Here is a 16,761-nt window from a genome sequence, read left to right as displayed (position 1 = left end):
GGCGCGGTCACGTCAGCACGAGGGGCGTCCGGCACAGCGGACGATGATTCCACAGCGTGTCGGCGTGCCCGGTCCGGTGCGGCCCCAGCTGGGGAAAAGCCCTACTCGCTGGTAGGACATGAGCATGGACATCCTCAAGCTTGCCGGCCAGGCGCTGGAGCGCGCGGGACTCGAGACGCGTTTCGCGGCGACGCTGCTGCAGGCCCGCGGCGCCGGGGTGGCCATGACCCCGCCGCACAAGCTGCTGCGGGTCGCCCGCGACGTCGAGGCCTACGGGCCGGCCGGTGCCGCGGTCTCCCTCGCGGCGGCGAGCTTCGGCGGCCGGGCCGCGATCCGCGACGAGATCGGCGACATCTCCTTCGCCGAGCTCGACGAGCAGAGCAACGCGCTCGCCAACGCCCTGCACACGCAGGGCGTCGAGCCCCGGGACGGTTTCGGGATCATGTGCCGCAACCACCGTGGGCTGTGGCTGGCGCTCTTCGCCGGGGCGAAGCTCGGCGCCAAGACGCTGCTGCTCAACACCGACTTCGCCGGACCGCAGCTCAAGGACGTCTGCGAGCGCGAGGGCGTCAAGGCCCTGATCCACGACGAGGAGTTCGCCGACGTCGCGAACGACGTCGACCTGCCCGGCGGGAAGTACGTGGCCTGGCACGACGGCGACACCACCGACGACACGCTGCTCGGCCTGATCCGCGCCGGTGACCCGGGGCGGCCGCCCCGGCCGTCGGCCAAGCAGAAGATCGTGCTGCTCACCAGCGGCACCACCGGCACCCCGAAGGGCGCCCCCCGCGACATGGGCCTGTCGCTCGCGCTGCCGGGCGGCTACCTGTCCCGCATCCCGCTGCGGGCCGGGCGCACCGTCGTCCTCAGCGCGCCGGGGTTCCACGCCTGGGGGCTGCTGTCGTCCATGCTCGCGCTGGGGTTGGGCAACACCGTCGTCACGGCCCGCAAGACCGACCCCGCGTTCACGCTGCGCGCGCTCGAGGAGAACGCCGCCGACACCCTCGTCACCGTCCCCATCCTGCTGTCTCGGCTGCTGGAGGAGGGCGAGGACGAGCTGGCCGGGCGCGATCTCGCCGCGTTGCGGGTGATCGCGGTGTCCGGTTCCGCGCTGCCCGCCGAGCTCGCGACCCGCACGATGGACCTCCTCGGCGACATCGTCTACAACCTCTACGGCTCGACCGAGGTCGCCTACGCCGCCATCGCGACGCCGGCGGACCTGCGGGCCGCGCCGGGCACCGTCGGCCGGCCGCCCACCGGCACGTCGATCACGCTGCTCGACGACGATGACCACGAGGTCGCACCGGGCGAGTCCGGGCGCATCTTCGTGGGCAGTTCGATGCAGTTCGAGGGCTACACCGGCGGCGGGACGAAGGACGTGGTCGCGGGGAAGATGTCCACCGGCGACATCGGCCACTTCGACGACGACGGCCGGCTGTTCGTCGACGGCCGCGACGACGACATGATCGTCTCCGGCGGCGAGAACGTCTTCCCCGCCGAGGTCGAGGAGCTGCTCGCCACCTACGACGGCGTCGCCGAGGCGGCCGTCCTCGGGGTGGACGACGAGAAGTACGGCAAGCGGCTACGCGGCTACGTCGTCCTGGACGCCGGCGCGGACGTCGACGAGCAGACGCTCAAGGATCACGTGAAGAGCAACCTCGCCCGCTACAAGGTCCCCCGCGAGATCGTCTTCATCGACGAGATGCCCCGCAACCCCGCCGGCAAGGTCGTCAAACGCGACCTCCCCGACCCCGACTGACTCGCCCCGCCCCGCCCCGCCCCGCCCCGCCGACTGGCGACTTGTCCCGTCGACTGGCGGCTTGTCCCGTCGACTGGCGACCTATCCGCCGACTGGCGACCTATACCTCGCCAGTCGGCCCGGATGTCGCCAGTCGACGTCGCAACTCGCCAGTCGTCGTCGGCCCGGACGTCGGCAGCCGACGTCGCAACTCGCCAGTCGACGTCGCAACTCGCCAGTCGGCGTCGCAACTCGCTAGTCGGCGTCGCAACTCGCCAGTCGGCGTCGCACGTGGCCACTCGCCACCGCGTCATCGCTGCCACGGATCACGCCGGCCGAGCAGGGCTGCGCACTCCATCCGGAGCCGCCGGACGCGCGTTGCCACCTGGTCCGGTCGACCGAAGACCTCCGCCGGACCGAACTCGGCCGTGCGCCACCCACCGCGCATCTCGACGTCCATCTCTCGCGTGATGTCGCGCCGCATTCGGCGGACCGCGGCGTGGTCCGCTCCCTGGTACTCGAGGGCGAGCTTGACGTCGTCGTAGCTCAGATCGGGTTCGGCGAGCCATTCCCCGATGTCGCTGAAGATCGGGATGTTGACCTCGGGCCTCGGCAGCCCGCTCGTCACGATGGCGTATCGCAGGTGGCTCTCCGGACGGGACCGCGACCGCCCGTCGAGGTAGGGCAGCACACTGCGTGCCCGGACCACGCCCCGACGCCGGACGGCGCGCCCGACCATCTCCACCAGGTCGGCGACGCCGGTGGGGCCGCGCAGTACGGAATCGCCGAGGGCGACCAGGTCGGCGGAGCCCAGTCGCGCGGCGAGGTCGACCCATGCCCTGGCCTCGGTGACGACAGGCAAGGCTGCGAACGTCGTCACCTCGTCCGGACGCAGGTGCTGCCGACGGGCACGGATCTCGGGTCGGATGCTGTGCGGACGTGCCTCGAGTTCGTCCTGTCCGCAGTGCACGATCACCTCGATCGGCAGGGTCGGGTCGGTGAGCCACGGCGGCAGCCACAGTCCACGCAGTTGGGTCGCGGTCACGCCGGCGACGACCGAATCCGGTGGGCACACGCTCAGCAGCGCCGCCGCCCTGCCGGCCAGATCCGCGACGGCGGCCGGGTCCCGCCACACACCGCGGGACACGCGCACGAGTGAGGTCATGGCAGGCAGCATGGGCCGCGGCGCGTCGTCGCGCGGCGGCGCGTCGTCCGGGCTGTGGACGATGTCGGGCCGTCCACAGCGATCAGGCCGCGGCCTTGACACGTCGACTGGCGACTTCCCGGTTCGACTGGCGAGATGCGCGTCGACTGGAGGCCTATAGGTCGCCAGTCGACGCCTAAGCCGCCAGTCGACAGGGACAGGCCGGGTCGGACAGGCCGGGTCGGACAGGCCGGGTCGGACAGGGCGAGCGGGAGAGCGGGCGAGCGGAGGGGCAGGTCAGTCCGGGAGAGCGGCGACGATCGCGTCGGTTACCTCGTCGGCGCTGCGGTCGGCGTCGATGGTGTGCAGCAGGCCGCGCTCGCGGTAGTGCTCGACCAGCGGCTTGGTCGCCTCGTCGAAGACACGCAGCCGGTTGCGCACAGTCTCCTCGTTGTCGTCGGCGCGGCCCTCGGTCCGCGCGCGGGCGAGGATGCGGCGCATCAGCTCGTCGCGGGGGACGTCGAGGTAGATGACGGCGTCCGGCGCGGCGTCGGAGTCCTCGGCGAGCTTGCGTGCCTCCTCGGCCTGCTCGACCGAACGCGGGAAGCCGTCGAGCAGGTAGCCGTCGGCGGCGGCCGCCGCGACGACGCGGGGCATCACGAGCTGGATGATCTTGTCGTCGGGGACGAGGTCGCCGCGCCGCATGAGGTCGCCGACCTCGCGACCGAGCGGCGTGCCCTGCTCGACCTCGGCGCGCAGCAGATCACCGGCGGCGAGGTGCTCGAGCCCGAGGCGGTGCGCGAGCCGTTCGCCCTGCGTTCCCTTGCCGGAACCCGGCGGTCCGATGAGCAGGACGTTCATGGGTCCACCTTCGCATCCCGGACGGAAAACAGTGCCACCGGGCCGGGCCGTGACCGGTTGGCCGAGCGGACACCCGCTGGTCACCCGGGTGGTGCAGACTGCGCGGGACCACCCGTACCGCCCGTCGGCACCGATACCCGACGATCTCCGCCCGAACCCGGAGGAAACCGTGCGCCCCACTCCGATCCGCATCGCGAGCACCGTCGCCGCGACCACCCTGGCCGCCGGCTGCGTCGGCCTGCTGGCCACCGCTCCCGCCGGCGCGGCCGGCCCGGACGACCCCGGCCCGCTGCGCATCCACGACATCCAGGGCGCCGGCTGGCTCTCGCCGCAGAACGGCAAGACCGTCGGCAACGTGCCCGGCGTGGTGACCGCCGTCCGGGCGACCGGGAGCTCGAAGGGCTTCTGGATCCAGGACCCGAGCCCCGACGACGACCCGGCCACCAGCGAGGGCGTCCTCGTCTACACCGGCTCGACTCCCACGGTCCACGCGGGCGACTCGGTCCTCGTCTCGGGCAAGGTGAGCGACTACTACACGCTCGGCAGCGGCGAGTCGCTCAGCAGCACGGCCAGCCTCTCGGTCACCGAGATCACCGGACCCACCGTGCGGACGCTCGCCACCGGCACCGCGCTGCCCGCGCCCGTCGTGCTCGGCCCCGACACCGTCCCCGACACCTACGCACCGGACCTCGGCGGCGGCAACATCGAGAAGACCACCCTCACCCCGACGCGGTCGGCGCTCGACTACTACGAGTCGATCGAGGGCATGCGCGTGCAGGTGGACGATGCCCGCGTCGTCGGCCCGTCCAACCAGTACGGCGAGCAGTACGTGACGACCAAGCCGGCCAAGGCGACGAGCTACCGGGGCGGCACGCTGCTGCGCGGGGACAACAAGACGCCGTCGGGACGTCTCGAGGTCGCCACCCTCGACGGCAGCAAACTGGGTCTGGACGTGGGGGACGAGCTGCGCGGCGCGACCACCGGCGTCATCGACTGGTCCACCTTCGGCGGGTACGTCCTCGAGGCCGACTCGCTCGGCACGACCGTCCACCGCGACCTGCCGCCGGTGACGGCCACGGCCGGCGGCAAGCGGCAGCTCTCGATCGCGACCTACAACGTCGAGAACCTCGCCCCCGGCGACTCCGACGCCAAGTACGCCGCACTCGCCAAGGGCGTCGTCGCCAACCTCGCGAAGCCCGACATCGTCGCGCTCGAGGAGATCCAGGACGACTCCGGCGCCACCGACGACGGCACCGTGACGGCCGGCACGACGCTCGACAAGCTCACCACGGCGATCCGCGCCGCGGGGGGCCCGGCGTACCGGTACCGCGAGATCGACCCGACCGACGACGCGGACGGCGGCCAGCCCGGCGGCAACATCCGCGTGGCCTTCCTCTTCGACCCGACCCGCGTCACGTTCGTCGACCGCGGCTCGTCGCGCACCGACCGCACCACCACGGGCACGAGCGTGACGAAGCGCGCCGGCCAGGCCTCGCTCACGCTCTCGCCCGGTCGCATCGACCCGCAGAACCCGGTCTGGCAGGACAGCCGCAAGCCACTGGCCGGCGAGTTCCGCTTCCGCGGGCAGCCAGTCATCGTTGTCGCCAACCACTGGAACTCCAAGGGCGGCGACCAGAACGCCGACGGCCGCTTCCAGTTCCCGAAGCAGACCTCGCGGCTGCAACGCTCGGGTCAGGCCCAGGTCGTGCACGACTTCGTGCAGCGCGTGCTGGCGCAGCAGAAGCGGGCGCGCGTCGTCGTCGTGGGCGACCTGAACGACTACCAGTTCAGCCCGGCGCTCGCCTCGCTGCGCACCGGGACCGCCGACGGCAGCGGTACCTCGATCCTCACCGACCTCATCACGACGCTGCCGGCCCGCGAGCAGTACACCTACGTCTACAACGGCATCTCGCAGGTGCTCGACCACATCCTGGTCTCGCCCGCGCTGCGGCGTTACGACTACCAGGTGGTCCACGTCAACGCCGAGTACAGCAGCCAGGTCAGCGACCACGACCCGCAGGTCGTCGACCTGACGCCGTGAGCGCGCGGCCCTGCGCCCGCCCCGCGTCCCAGGGCAGGATGGCCCGATGGACATGACGGGTTGGGTGCAGGGCCAGGTGTTCGTGCAGACGGTCGACGAGAAGGAGGTCACCGCGGTGACCGACTTCCTGACCGCGCAGGGCCTCACCTTCCAGGTGCTGACGCTGAGCGAGCGGATGGTCGTCGACGAGGTCGACCCGGCGGCCGCGGTGTCGACCGACCGTTTCAGCATCGCCGTCCACGTCGGCGGTTTCCCGCAGGTGGTCGCACCGGTGCTCGACGACCTCGTCCGTCGCGTCCACGGCGGCGGGTGGGAGCCGGCCACGCCGGGTGCGCCCGACATCCCGTGAGGACGTCCGAGGTGGCTACCGAGCGTGAGCATCCCGCCCGCCACCCGGCGGGACGGGACGTGACGCGCGTCGCTCCCGGCGCGACCCGACGGCCGTTTGACCCCAGCAAATCGGACGTATCCGGCGCTCCCGCAAGCGTTTTCGAATTACATCCGAGTAGTTAGCCTCGTAACGCTTGACTTCACACGGGACACACGTGCATTGTTGTTCCTGTCAGCACGAACCGGCCCCCATAAAGCCCGGCAGACAGGTTGACGGACGACCGAAGTGACCAGGTGAATCCCCCGCTCACCGACGCACTTCGCCGGTCTCGAGCCCGCTTCGACGAATCCCCCGCTTGTCGAAACGAGTACCCGATGGGACCACAGCAGACCCCCGGTGAATCCCCCGCTCACCGGGGGTTTGCGCTGTCCGGGGGCTTTTTTCGCGCCTACCGTTAATCCGCGGGCGCCGTGGGCATACTCGTTGCGAAGTCTCAGCTTCGCGGTGCGCGTCCTCGCCGCTGCAATGCTCGGAGCTGGGCCGGCGTGAGGTCCGCTTCGGACCGCTCGTCCCGATCTTGGTCGGCAACGACCGACCGGTCGGTCTGTTGGGTCGAATCCTGCCCGTCCGCGCCGGCCTCGTCACCCTCGGTGCGCGGAATCGTCACTTTGCCCGATTCCAGGTCGATGCGCTTGCCACCGGAGTTGTCGCCCAGCTGCTCGCGGGTGGACTGCAGCCGCCGCTTCTCCTCGTCCATGTGGCGCTTGGCCGGGTTGAACAGGACGTCGAGGCCCCACTGGGTCATGCGGCCTCCTCGGGGTGGGGGACGGGTCGCGGCCGCGTCACGGAGCGGATGGAGATCGCGGCACTCGGGCCACGGTGTGGGCCGCGTGTGGCGCGCCCGGCACTCATGGCATCGAGACTACGTCGTGCGTAGCCTCGGACGCATGCTGTTCTCCCGGGCCAAGACCCAGCTCGTCGAACCGGAGCGGGCACTGCGCGGCCGCGACCACTACGAGTTCCCGGTGCCCGACACGCACTACGTCAACGGCAACCCGATCAAGCCCCCGTTCCCCGAGGGCTACCAGCAGGCCGTCTTCGGTTCCGGCTGCTTCTGGGGGGTCGAGGAGATCTTCTGGGAGCTCCCGGGCGTGTGGACGACGGCCGTCGGCTACTGCGGCGGCATCACCGGGCACCCCGACTACGAGGAGGTCTGCTCGGGGCTCACCGGGCACACCGAGGCCGTCCTCGTCGTCTTCGACCCCGAGCAGGTGTCCTACGCCCAGCTCGTCGCGAGGTTCTTCGAGATCCACGACCCCACCCAGGGCATGCGTCAGGGCAACGACATCGGCACCCAGTACCGCTCGGGCATCTACTGGACCGACGAGGGCCAGCGCGAGACCGCCGAGCGGGCCAAGCGCGTCTTCGGCGAGACGCTCGCCGAGCTGGGCTACGGCACCGTGACGACCGAGATCGCCCCGCTGCGCGAGTTCTACTACGCCGAGGCCTACCACCAGCAGTACCTCGCCAAGAACCCGAACGGCTACCGCTGCCACAGCACGACCGGCATCTCCTTCCCCCTGGCCAAGCTGGGGTAGTCCGGTGCCCGAGCTGCCCGAGGTCGAGGCCCTCGCCACCTTCCTGCGCGAGCGCGCCGTCGGCCGGTCGGTGGTCCGGGCCGACGCGGTCGCCATCAGCGCGGTGAAGACCTTCGACCCTCCGCTGCACACCCTGGCCGGCGCCTACGTCGTCGACGCCGAGCGCCACGGCAAGTTCCTCGCTCTGGTCGTGGCCTCCGAAGCCGCCGGCGAGATGCTGCACCTGGTCACCCATCTGTCACGAGCGGGCTGGCTGCACTGGCGCGAGTCGCTGCCTGCCGCGCCGCCCCGCCCCGGCGGGAAGGGGCCGATCGCGTTCCGGCTGCACCTCGCCCCGGAGTTCCCCGAGGGCCCCACCAGCGGCTTCGACCTCACCGAGGCCGGCACGCAGAAGCGGCTCGCGGTGTACCTCGTCCGCGACCCGCTCGACGTGCCGGGCATCGCGCGCCTCGGCCCGGACGCCCTCACCGTGACCCGTGACGAGCTCGCGACGCTGTTGGCGGCCCAGCGCGCGCAGCTCAAGCGCGCGCTCACCGACCAGACCGTCCTCGCCGGCGTCGGCAACGCCTACTCCGACGAGATCCTGCACACCGCGCGCCTCTCGCCGTTCAAGAACGCCGGCAAGCTCACCGACGACGAGCTCACCCGACTCCACGACGCGATGGGCCACGTGCTGACCGACGCGGTGGCGCGCTCCGTCGGGCAGCGGGCGGCCACGCTGAAGTCCGAGAAGCGCAGCGGGCTGCGTGTCCACGCGCGGGCCGGCCTGCCGTGCCCCGTCTGCGGTGACACCGTGCGCGAGGTCTCCTTCGCCGATCGCGCCTTCCAGTACTGCCCCACCTGCCAGACCGAGGGCCGCACGCTCGCCGACCGGCGGTTGTCCAAGCTCATCAAGTGAGCGCGTCCTAGACTCGGGTGGCGTGATGCCCAGCGACGTCCCCTCCGTCCGCGTCCCCGATCTCCCCGCCGACGCCGTCGTGCTCGACGTCCGCGAGGACGCCGAATGGTCGGCCGGCCACATCGACGGCGCGCTGCACGTCCCGATGAACCAGGTGCCGCAACGGCTGAACTACGACCCCGGGCCGCTGACGCCCGACGCCCGCATCGTGGTGGTGTGCAAGGTCGGTGGCCGGTCGGCGCAGGTGACGGCCTGGCTGCGGCACCAGGGCTACGACGCGGTGAACCTCGAGGGCGGCATGCTCGCCTGGGACGCCGCGGGACGGCCGATGACCGCCGAGGGCCCCAGCGCCCCGATGGTCGCCTGAGTCGTTCGACCGGACGTCACCGATCGTCCACCAGGACCAGCCACCATGGCCGCTGTGAGACCGCGCACCCGTCCGGCTGCCCTTGCCGCGCCCGCGCGCCCCATGATCGTGGCGCATCGCGGCGCGTCGTCGACGGTCGCCGAGCACACGCTCGCCGCCTACGAGGTCGCGATCGACGGCGGCGCCGACGCGCTCGAGTGCGACGTGCGCATGACTCGCGACGGCCACCTGGTCTGCGTCCACGACCGGACGGTCAACCGCACCTCCGACAGCCGGGGCGTCGTCAGCGACCTCGACCTGTCCGCGCTGGACCAAATGGACTTCTCGTCCTGGCACGGCACGCTGCCCGACTCCGCCGACCAGCTCGTCGCCGACAACCCCTACCTCGCCGGGGTGAGCCCGGACCGGCTCGAGGGCGGCGGCGTGCTGACCCTCGAGCTGCTGCTCGGGCTCGTACGTGACGCCGGCCGCGACGTGCGGCTGCTCATCGAGACCAAGCACCCCACCCGCTACGCGGGACTGGTGGAGCGCACGCTCGTGGACGTGCTCGCCCGCTTCGGGTTGGCCGGCCGACCGGGGCCGCCCGCCTCACTGCGGCAACCGGCCGATCCCGACAGCCCGGTCGTGGTCATGAGCTTCGCCCCCACCGCCGTGCGTCGCGTGAAGCTGCTCGCCCCGGACGTCCCGACCGTCCTGCTGCTCGATCGCTTCCTGCCGCTGCGCCGCGATGGGCTGCTGCCCACCGGCGTGACCATCGCCGGACCCGGGCTCCACCTGCTGCGCGAGGACCCAGGTTACGTCGAGCGCGCGCACGCGCGCGGCCACCCGGTGTACGTCTGGACGGTGGACCGGCCCGCCGACGTCGACTTCGTCCTCGACCTCGGTGTCGACACCGTCATCACCGACCGGCCCGTCGAGGTCGCGGCGCACATCGCCCGCAGCGTCGGCTGAGAGCCCGCGCGCGACCGGGTTAGCGCGTGCGAGGCCTCGGGAACAGTCGAGACGACAGCCGAGAAGCCGAGCGAAGGACGTGGACGTGGGCATGCTCCTCGTGCGCCACGACCCCACCAGCGCCTCGGTCGTCCGGCGCGAGATCGCGGCCGACCTGTCGGCCCGGGCGATCACCCCGGACTCCGTCGACGACGTCGTGCTCGTGGCCAGCGAGCTCGTGGGCAACGCCGTCCGCCACGTCGACGACCCGGCCGACCTCGACATCGCGTGGGACGTCGACGACAGCACCGTACTGGTGCGGGTCCGCGACACCGGCTCCGAGGACCCGCACCTGCAGCACGTGGGCGCCGAGGCCACCGGGGGTCGTGGGCTGGCCATCGTGTCGGCGCTCGCCCTGGAATGGGGCGTCCAACGCGTGGGCCACGGCAAGCAGGTGTGGGCACGCGTGCCGATCCGGCAGGCCATCTGAACGCCTGCCGGCGACCGCTACCCGGCCAGCCCTCGCAGCACCCGCAGCGCGACCGACAGGGTCGCGAGGTCGACCACGTCACGCGACAGCGCCGCCGTCACCGTCTCGCGGGCCCGCTCGACCCGTTCGGTGTTCCGGTCCGCCCACTCGTCGATCCGCTCCTCGGCACTGGCGTCGTCGTCGGTCGAACGTAGGACGGCGGTGGTGAGCGCCGAGAGCGCGGCGTAGACGTCGTGGCGCGCCGCGGCCCGCGCGAGCGTCGACCACCGGTCGTCGCGCGGCAACCGCGTGACCTTAGTGAGCACCTCGTCGACGCTGAGCCGTTCGGAGAGCGCGAAGTGCAGCTCGGCCACCTGCCGGGCGGGTGAACCGGTCGCCTGCGCGATCTCGACCACGTCCAGCAGCAGGAAGGCGCTCAACAGCTCCGAGACGCGCAGCGCAAGCTCCTCGGGCAGCCCGAGCTCGCTCAGCGACTGGGCGTCCTCGTACAGCGTCTGACGCTCGGCCCCGCGCATGAGATCGGGACAGTGCGCGCCGAGGCTGCGCACGACCGATTCGTAGCGCTCGATCTCGGCCGCGACGTCGGAGATCGGGAACCGCACGTCGACCAGCCAGCGGGTCGCGCGGTCGATCAGCCGCCGGATCTCCTTGTACGCGGCGTGCTGGGCGCTCGTCGGCACCACGTTGTCCAGCGCCTCGACGTCGGCCCACAGCCGCGGCAGGTCGAAGACGCGGCGCACGACGGCGTACGCGCGGGTGATCTGCGCCGTGTCGACGCCGGTCTCCTCGATGGCGCGGTGGACGAACGTCGTCCCGCACCGGTTGATCATGTCGTTGACGACGACCGTCGTGATGATCTCCCGCTTCAACGGGTGGGACGAGAGCAGGTCGGCGAAGCGCTCCGCGATCGCCGGTGGGAAGTAGCCGGCCAGCGTGGTCTGGAACCACGGCTCGTCGGGCAGCGTGGAGTCCTCGATGTGCTCGGTGAGGGTCAGCTTCGAGTACGCCACCAGCACCGAGTTCTCCGGCGACACGAGGCCGTAGCCCTCGCTCTCGCGCCGGGCGAGCTCGGCGTCGTCGGGAAGGAACTCGAGGTCGCGGTCCAGCTCTCCGGCCGCCTGCAGCTGCTGCATGAAGCGCTGGTGCACCGACACCAGTGCCGGACTGAGCTTGCGGGCCATTCCCAGCAGCACGTTCTGCTCGTAGTTGTCACGCAGCACGTGCGCGGCGACGTCGTCGGTGGCGGCCGCGAGCAGCTCGTTGCGCTCGTCCTCCGTGATCGACCCGGCGACGACGGCCCGGTCGAGCAGGATCTTGAGGTTGACCTCGTGGTCGGAGGTGTCGACACCGGCCGAGTTGTCGATGGCGTCGGTGTTGAGCCGGCCACCGGCGCGCGCGAACTCGATGCGGCCCCGCTGGGTGAGCCCGAGGTTGCCGCCCTCGCCGACGACCTTGCACCGCAGTTCGTCGCCGTCGACGCGGACCGCGTCGTTGGACTTGTCGCCGGCATCGGCGTGGGTCTCGGTGGACGCCTTGACGTAGGTCCCGATGCCACCGTTCCAGAGCAGGTCGACGGGCGCGAGCAGGATGGCGTGTACCAGCTCGCTGGGGGCGAGCTTCGTGACGCCGTCGGGCAGGCCCAGCGCCGCCGCGACCTGCGGCGTCACCGGGATCGACTTCGCCGTGCGCGGGAAGACGCCGCCACCCGCCGAGAGCAGGGAGGTGTCGTAGTCGGCCCACGAGGACCGCGGGAGGTCGAACAGCCGGCGGCGTTCGGCGTAGGACGACGCGGCGTCGGGGTCGGGGTCGAGGAAGACGTGCCGGTGATCGAACGCGGCCACCAGCCGGATGTGCTCGGACAACAGCATGCCGTTGCCGAAGACGTCACCGGACATGTCACCGATGCCTACGACCGTGAAGTCCTCGCGCTGGGTGTCGACGCCGAGCTCGCGGAAGTGGTACTTGACCGACTCCCAGGCGCCGCGGGCGGTGATGCCCATGGCCTTGTGGTCGTAGCCGACCGAGCCGCCGCTCGCGAACGCGTCACCGAGCCAGAACCCGTAGTCGACGGCGATGCCGTTCGCGATGTCGCTGAACGTGGCAGTGCCCTTGTCGGCGGCGACGACCAGGTACGGGTCGTCGGCGTCGTAACGCCGCACCCGCGGCGGCGGCACCACCTGCTGCACGCCGTCGGCGTCGGTGACGTAGTTGTCGGTCACGTCGAGCAGCGAGCTGATGAACGCCCGGTAGCAGGCGATGCCCTCGGCGAGCCACGCGTCGCGGTCGACGGTCGGGTCGGGCAACCGCTTCGCGACGAAACCGCCCTTCGCGCCCGTCGGCACGATCACGGCGTTCTTCACCGTCTGCGCCTTGACCAGGCCGAGGACCTCGGTGCGAAAGTCCTCGCGACGGTCGGACCAGCGCAGGCCGCCGCGCGCGACGGGGCCGAAGCGCAGGTGGACGCCCTCGACCCGGGGGGAGTGCACCCAGATCTCGTACCGCGGCCGCGGCTGCGGCAGCTCGGGCACCAGACGCGGGTCGAGCTTGACGGCGATGGCCGTGCGGCGGACGCCGTCGTCGTCGGTGCGGTAGGCGTTGGTGCGCAGCGTGGCGTTCACGAGCCCCAGTAGCGAGCGCAGGATGCGGTCCTGGTCGAGGCTGGCCACGTCGGCGAGGAGCGACTCGACGACGTCGGTGCGGCCGACCGGCCCGTCGTCGGTGTCGGCGAGCGGAGCCTCGCCGTCACGATCCGGGTCGAACCGGGACTCGAACAGGTGCACGATCGCATCGGCGATGGCGGTGTTCTCGAGCAGGGCCTGCTCGATGTAACCCTGGCTGAAGGTCGTCCCCGCTTGTCGTAGATATTTCGCGTACATGCGCAAAATATTTGCCTGCCACCAGGTCATCCCGGCTCGTACGACGAGTCCGTTGAACCCGTCCTGCTCGATCTCCTCGCGCCAGAGCAACCGGATGGCCTCGATGACGTATCGGGCACGGTCGTCGTCGAAGGGGGTGTTGGCGGGCAGCCGCAGCCCGAAGTCGTAGATCCACGCGCACCGGTCGCTGCCGAGCTGGAACTCGTAGGGGCGTTCGTCGAGCACCTCGATCCCCATCTGCGTGAAGATCGGCAGGGCGCGGGCCAGCGAGACCGCGCTGCCGGTGCGGAAGACCTTGAGTCGGCGGTCGGCGGCGTCGTCGGCGTGCGGACGGTAGAGGTCGAAGGCGAGCCCGTCGTCCGTGGGCAGACCTTCGAGCCGGGTGATGTCGCGAACCGCGGTGGCGGCGTCGAAGTCCTCCTTGTAGGCCTCGGGGATCGTGTCGCGGTAGCGGCGGTACAGGCGCTCGGCCTGCTCCGCGCCCACCGCGACCTGGAGCAGGTCCTGCAGGTCGTCACCCCAGCCGCGGGTCACCGAGGCGACCTCGGCCTCGACGACCGAACGCTCGGGCGACGGTGGCTGCGAACCGGGCCGCACGGCGATCAGCAGCTGCATGCGGGCGAGGTTCAGCTCGACGATCCGGTCGTCGCGACCGATGATCTCGCCGGGCCAGTGCCGGTTGACGACCGCGGTGACGCGCCGTCGCGTCTCGGGCCCGAACCGGTCGGCCGGGAAGTACACGAGCACGCCGACGAAGTCGCGGTTCAGGTGGACCCGCGCGAAGACGCCCACCGTGCCGTTCTCGGCGCGGTCGACGACGAGCTGCGAGAGCCGCAGCAGATCGCTCGTCGGCGCCTCGAGCAGCTCGTCGCGCGGCAGCGTGCGGAGGGCGGCGAGCAGCTGCCGACCCGAGTGGCTGTCGGGGCGGACGCCGGCGCGCAGCAGGATCTCGGCGATGCGCCGCCGCACGACCGGCACTCGGCCGACGACGCCGTCCTCGGCGCTCGTGATCAGGCCGAGGAAGACGTGGATCGTCTGGGCCTCGCCCCCGTCGGCCGGCGTCACGACGGTGACGCAGTCGTAGTGCACCGCACGCCGCACGGTCGACACGAGTGGCGACTTGAAGATCACGAGTGGCGCACCGCTACGGAACGCCGGCAGCAGCTCCAGCGGCGAGACGCGCGCGGCGCCGCGGAGCACGCCGTCGACCCGCTTCTCGTCGCGCCGGGCTCGGGGATTGGCGAGCTCATTGGCGGAGAACTCGGCGTGACCCAGCACCATGAAGTTGCCCTCGGCCAGCCATCGCAGCAGCTCGCCGGCCTCTTCACTCGTCTCGCGGTCGAACTCACCGGGGTCCTCGACCAGTCGGTCGCCCAGCTTGCGCACGAGCCGGTACATGTGGGGCGCGTCGGCGACGGCGTGCAGCACGTCGTCGAGCACGCGGTCGAGCCCCTCGGCCAGTGACCCGTGCTCGGCGGCGTCGACGCGATCGAGCTCGACGTGCACCCACGACTCGACGATCGCGTTGTCCGGGACGTCGGCGTTGTCGTCGACGTCGAAGACGCGGGTCAGCCGGCCCTCGGGGTCGCGGGTGACGACGATCTGCGGGTGGAGCACCCGTTCGGCCCCGTAGCCCGCGCGATCCAGCTCGGCCATCAGCGACTCGACGATGTAGGGCGCGTCCTCGCTGACGATGTCGACCGCGGTCACGTCGGCGTCCTGGACGTCGCCGACCCGCAGCAGCGTCTTCCCCCAGGGCCGCACCGCGCCGAACTCCAGCGCCTGCCCGGCGAGGGCGGCAAGGGCACCCGGGTCGCGCCCCGCGAGCTGCCGGCCGGCGTGAGCCAGATAGCGGCGTGCGAAGACGTCGGGGTCGACCGCACCGGCCGCCCCGCTCGTCGCGTCGTCGATGTGCGTGTCAGTCATGAGCGAGTCACTCCATTGTGACGCCGGCGGTGGACGTCGGGGGACGTCCGAGGTGAACATCCTTCCACCTGGACGGCGCCGTGCGACGACGACCTTCCGACATGCCGGCACTTCCCGGCGAGCACTATGTAGCGCATGAGTGAGCAGAACCGGCACCGTCGCCCGTTGCCCACCGGCGCCTCGTACAGCATCACCGCGCGCCTCTACGCCGTCCCCAGCGCGTCGGTGGTGGGTGACCTCGCCACCGCCGTCGGTGCCGCCGGTGGTCTGCTGACCGCCATCGACGTGAGCGAGTCGCGTCCCGACCGCATCACCGTCGACGTCACCTGCTCGGCGACGAACGCCGACCACTCGGGCGAGATCGTCGAGGCGATGCGCGCGGTCGAGGGTGTCACCGTCCACCGGGTGAGCGACCGGACCTTCCTGCTCCACCTCGGCGGCAAGATCTCGGTGGCCTCCAAGGTCCCGCTGCGCACCCGCGACGACCTGTCGATGGCCTACACGCCGGGGGTCGGTCGCGTCTCGTTCGCCCTTGCGCAGAACCCCGACGACGTCGCCAAGCTGACGGTCAAGGGCAACTCCGTCGCGGTCGTCACGGACGGTTCCGCGGTCCTCGGGCTCGGCAACATCGGCCCCGGCGCGGCCCTGCCGGTGATGGAGGGCAAGGCGGCGCTGTTCAAGCGGTTCGCCGACATCGACGCGTGGCCGATCTGCCTCGACACCCAGGACACCGACGAGATCGTGCAGGTCGTCAAGGCCATCGCACCGGGGTTCGGCGGCATCAACCTCGAGGACATCTCGGCGCCGCGGTGCTTCGAGATCGAGCGCCGGCTGCGTGACATCCTCGACATCCCGGTGTTCCACGACGACCAGCACGGCACCGCGATCGTGGTCACCGCGGCCCTCACCAACGCGCTGCGGTGCGTCGACAACCGCATCGAGGACGCGCGGATCGTCGTCGCGGGCGGCGGCGCGGCCGGCACCGCGATCGTCACGCTGCTGCTCGCCGCCGGCGCCCGGCACGTCCTGGTGTGGGACCGCGAGGGCATCCTCACCCCTGCCGACACCTCGCTGAACCCCGCCAAGCGGCGGCTCGCCGAGCAGACGAACCCCGCCGGCCGCACCGGCACGCTGCGCGACGCGCTGCAGGGCGCCGACGTCTTCATCGGCGTGAGCGGGCCCGGCGTCCTCGACGCCGCCTGGATCGCGGAGATGGCGCCGGCGGCGGTCGTGTTCGCCCTGGCCAACCCCGACCCGGAGGTCGACGTCGACGCCGCCCAGCAGCTCGCGACGGTCGTTGCCACCGGGCGCAGCGACTACCCGAACCAGATCAACAACGTCCTGGCGTTCCCGGGCGTGTTCCGCGGGCTGCTGGACGCACGCGCCCACCAGGTGACGACGGCGATGCTGCTCTCGGCGGCCGACGCCCTCGCCCGGTGCGTCTCGGACGAGCAGCTCAACGCGACCTACATCGTGCCGTCGGTGTTCGACCCCGCCGTCCCGACCGCCGTCGCCGCCTCGGTGAGCGCGGCGGCGACCGGTGGCCGCGGCGCACGCTGAG

Annotated in this window: 13 protein-coding genes; 9 read left to right on the top strand and 4 right to left on the bottom strand. The window is 71.6% G+C overall.

The features are described 5' to 3' along the window. Nucleotides 1-118 precede the first annotated feature (118 nt). Complete coding sequence (locus BUE29_RS08570; protein WP_084180852.1) at nt 119-1,759, top strand: AMP-binding protein; 1,641 nt, start codon at nt 119-121, stop codon at nt 1,757-1,759. Between the two features lie 289 nt (nt 1,760-2,048). Here the strand turns inward: BUE29_RS08570 and BUE29_RS08565 are convergent, their stop codons facing one another. Further along, a complete protein-coding gene (locus tag BUE29_RS08565; protein ID WP_073388596.1) occupies nt 2,049-2,903 on the bottom strand; it encodes a hypothetical protein in 855 nt (284 codons plus the stop codon). Between the two features lie 276 nt (nt 2,904-3,179). Further along, nucleotides 3,180-3,743: an adenylate kinase gene (locus BUE29_RS08560; protein WP_073388594.1), complete on the bottom strand. Its 564-nt coding sequence runs from the start codon at nt 3,741-3,743 to the stop codon at nt 3,180-3,182. 169 nt (nt 3,744-3,912) lie between these two features. Here BUE29_RS08560 and BUE29_RS08555 point away from each other — a divergent pair, with 169 nt between their 5' ends. Both BUE29_RS08555 and BUE29_RS08550 read left to right on the top strand, forming a co-directional pair. Next, nucleotides 3,913-5,784 carry an endonuclease/exonuclease/phosphatase family protein gene (locus tag BUE29_RS08555; protein ID WP_073388591.1) on the top strand — a complete coding sequence of 624 codons (1,872 nt, stop codon included), beginning with the start codon at nt 3,913-3,915 and terminating at the stop codon, nt 5,782-5,784. 46 nt (nt 5,785-5,830) lie between these two features. Next, complete coding sequence (locus BUE29_RS08550) at nt 5,831-6,133, top strand: hypothetical protein (RefSeq protein ID WP_073388589.1); 303 nt, start codon at nt 5,831-5,833, stop codon at nt 6,131-6,133. 475 nt (nt 6,134-6,608) lie between these two features. Here the strand turns inward: BUE29_RS08550 and BUE29_RS08545 are convergent, their stop codons facing one another. Further along, complete coding sequence (locus BUE29_RS08545; protein ID WP_073388586.1) at nt 6,609-6,920, bottom strand: DUF6191 domain-containing protein; 312 nt, start codon at nt 6,918-6,920, stop codon at nt 6,609-6,611. 142 nt (nt 6,921-7,062) lie between these two features. Between BUE29_RS08545 and msrA the strand changes: the two genes are divergently transcribed. From msrA to BUE29_RS08520, 5 genes are all read left to right on the top strand, one after another. After that, a complete protein-coding gene (msrA, locus tag BUE29_RS08540; RefSeq protein ID WP_073388584.1) occupies nt 7,063-7,713 on the top strand; it encodes a peptide-methionine (S)-S-oxide reductase MsrA in 651 nt (216 codons plus the stop codon). A 4-nt stretch (nt 7,714-7,717) separates the two neighbouring features. Continuing rightward, nucleotides 7,718-8,611, top strand: coding sequence for an Fpg/Nei family DNA glycosylase (locus tag BUE29_RS08535; protein ID WP_073388581.1), 894 nt, complete (start codon nt 7,718-7,720; stop codon nt 8,609-8,611). Nucleotides 8,612-8,636: 25 nt separating this feature from the next. Beyond that, nucleotides 8,637-8,978 carry a rhodanese-like domain-containing protein gene (locus tag BUE29_RS08530; protein WP_073389579.1) on the top strand — a complete coding sequence of 114 codons (342 nt, stop codon included), beginning with the start codon at nt 8,637-8,639 and terminating at the stop codon, nt 8,976-8,978. Between the two features lie 45 nt (nt 8,979-9,023). After that, the gene (locus tag BUE29_RS08525; RefSeq protein ID WP_073388579.1) at nt 9,024-9,929 is read left to right on the top strand and encodes a glycerophosphodiester phosphodiesterase; all 906 of its coding nucleotides are present in this window, start codon (nt 9,024-9,026) and stop codon (nt 9,927-9,929) included. A 91-nt stretch (nt 9,930-10,020) separates the two neighbouring features. After that, entirely contained in the window at nt 10,021-10,398 is a 378-nt protein-coding gene (locus BUE29_RS08520) for an ATP-binding protein (protein ID WP_073389578.1), read from the top strand. Between the two features lie 17 nt (nt 10,399-10,415). Here the strand turns inward: BUE29_RS08520 and BUE29_RS08515 are convergent, their stop codons facing one another. Further along, on the bottom strand, nt 10,416-15,200 hold the full coding sequence (locus tag BUE29_RS08515; protein WP_084180849.1) for an NAD-glutamate dehydrogenase: 4,785 nt from the start codon (nt 15,198-15,200) through the stop codon (nt 10,416-10,418). A 135-nt stretch (nt 15,201-15,335) separates the two neighbouring features. Between BUE29_RS08515 and BUE29_RS08510 the strand changes: the two genes are divergently transcribed. Beyond that, nucleotides 15,336-16,760 carry an NAD-dependent malic enzyme gene (locus tag BUE29_RS08510; RefSeq protein ID WP_073388576.1) on the top strand — a complete coding sequence of 475 codons (1,425 nt, stop codon included), beginning with the start codon at nt 15,336-15,338 and terminating at the stop codon, nt 16,758-16,760. Nucleotide 16,761 lies beyond the last annotated feature (1 nt).

Origin of the sequence: Jatrophihabitans endophyticus, from assembly GCF_900129455.1 — a bacterium.
In the GTDB taxonomy this organism is placed as follows: Bacteria; Actinomycetota; Actinomycetes; order Mycobacteriales; family Jatrophihabitantaceae; genus Jatrophihabitans; species Jatrophihabitans endophyticus.
The sequence above is the reverse complement of the archived record's forward strand: the minus strand, read 5'-3'. Positions and strand labels throughout refer to the sequence as shown.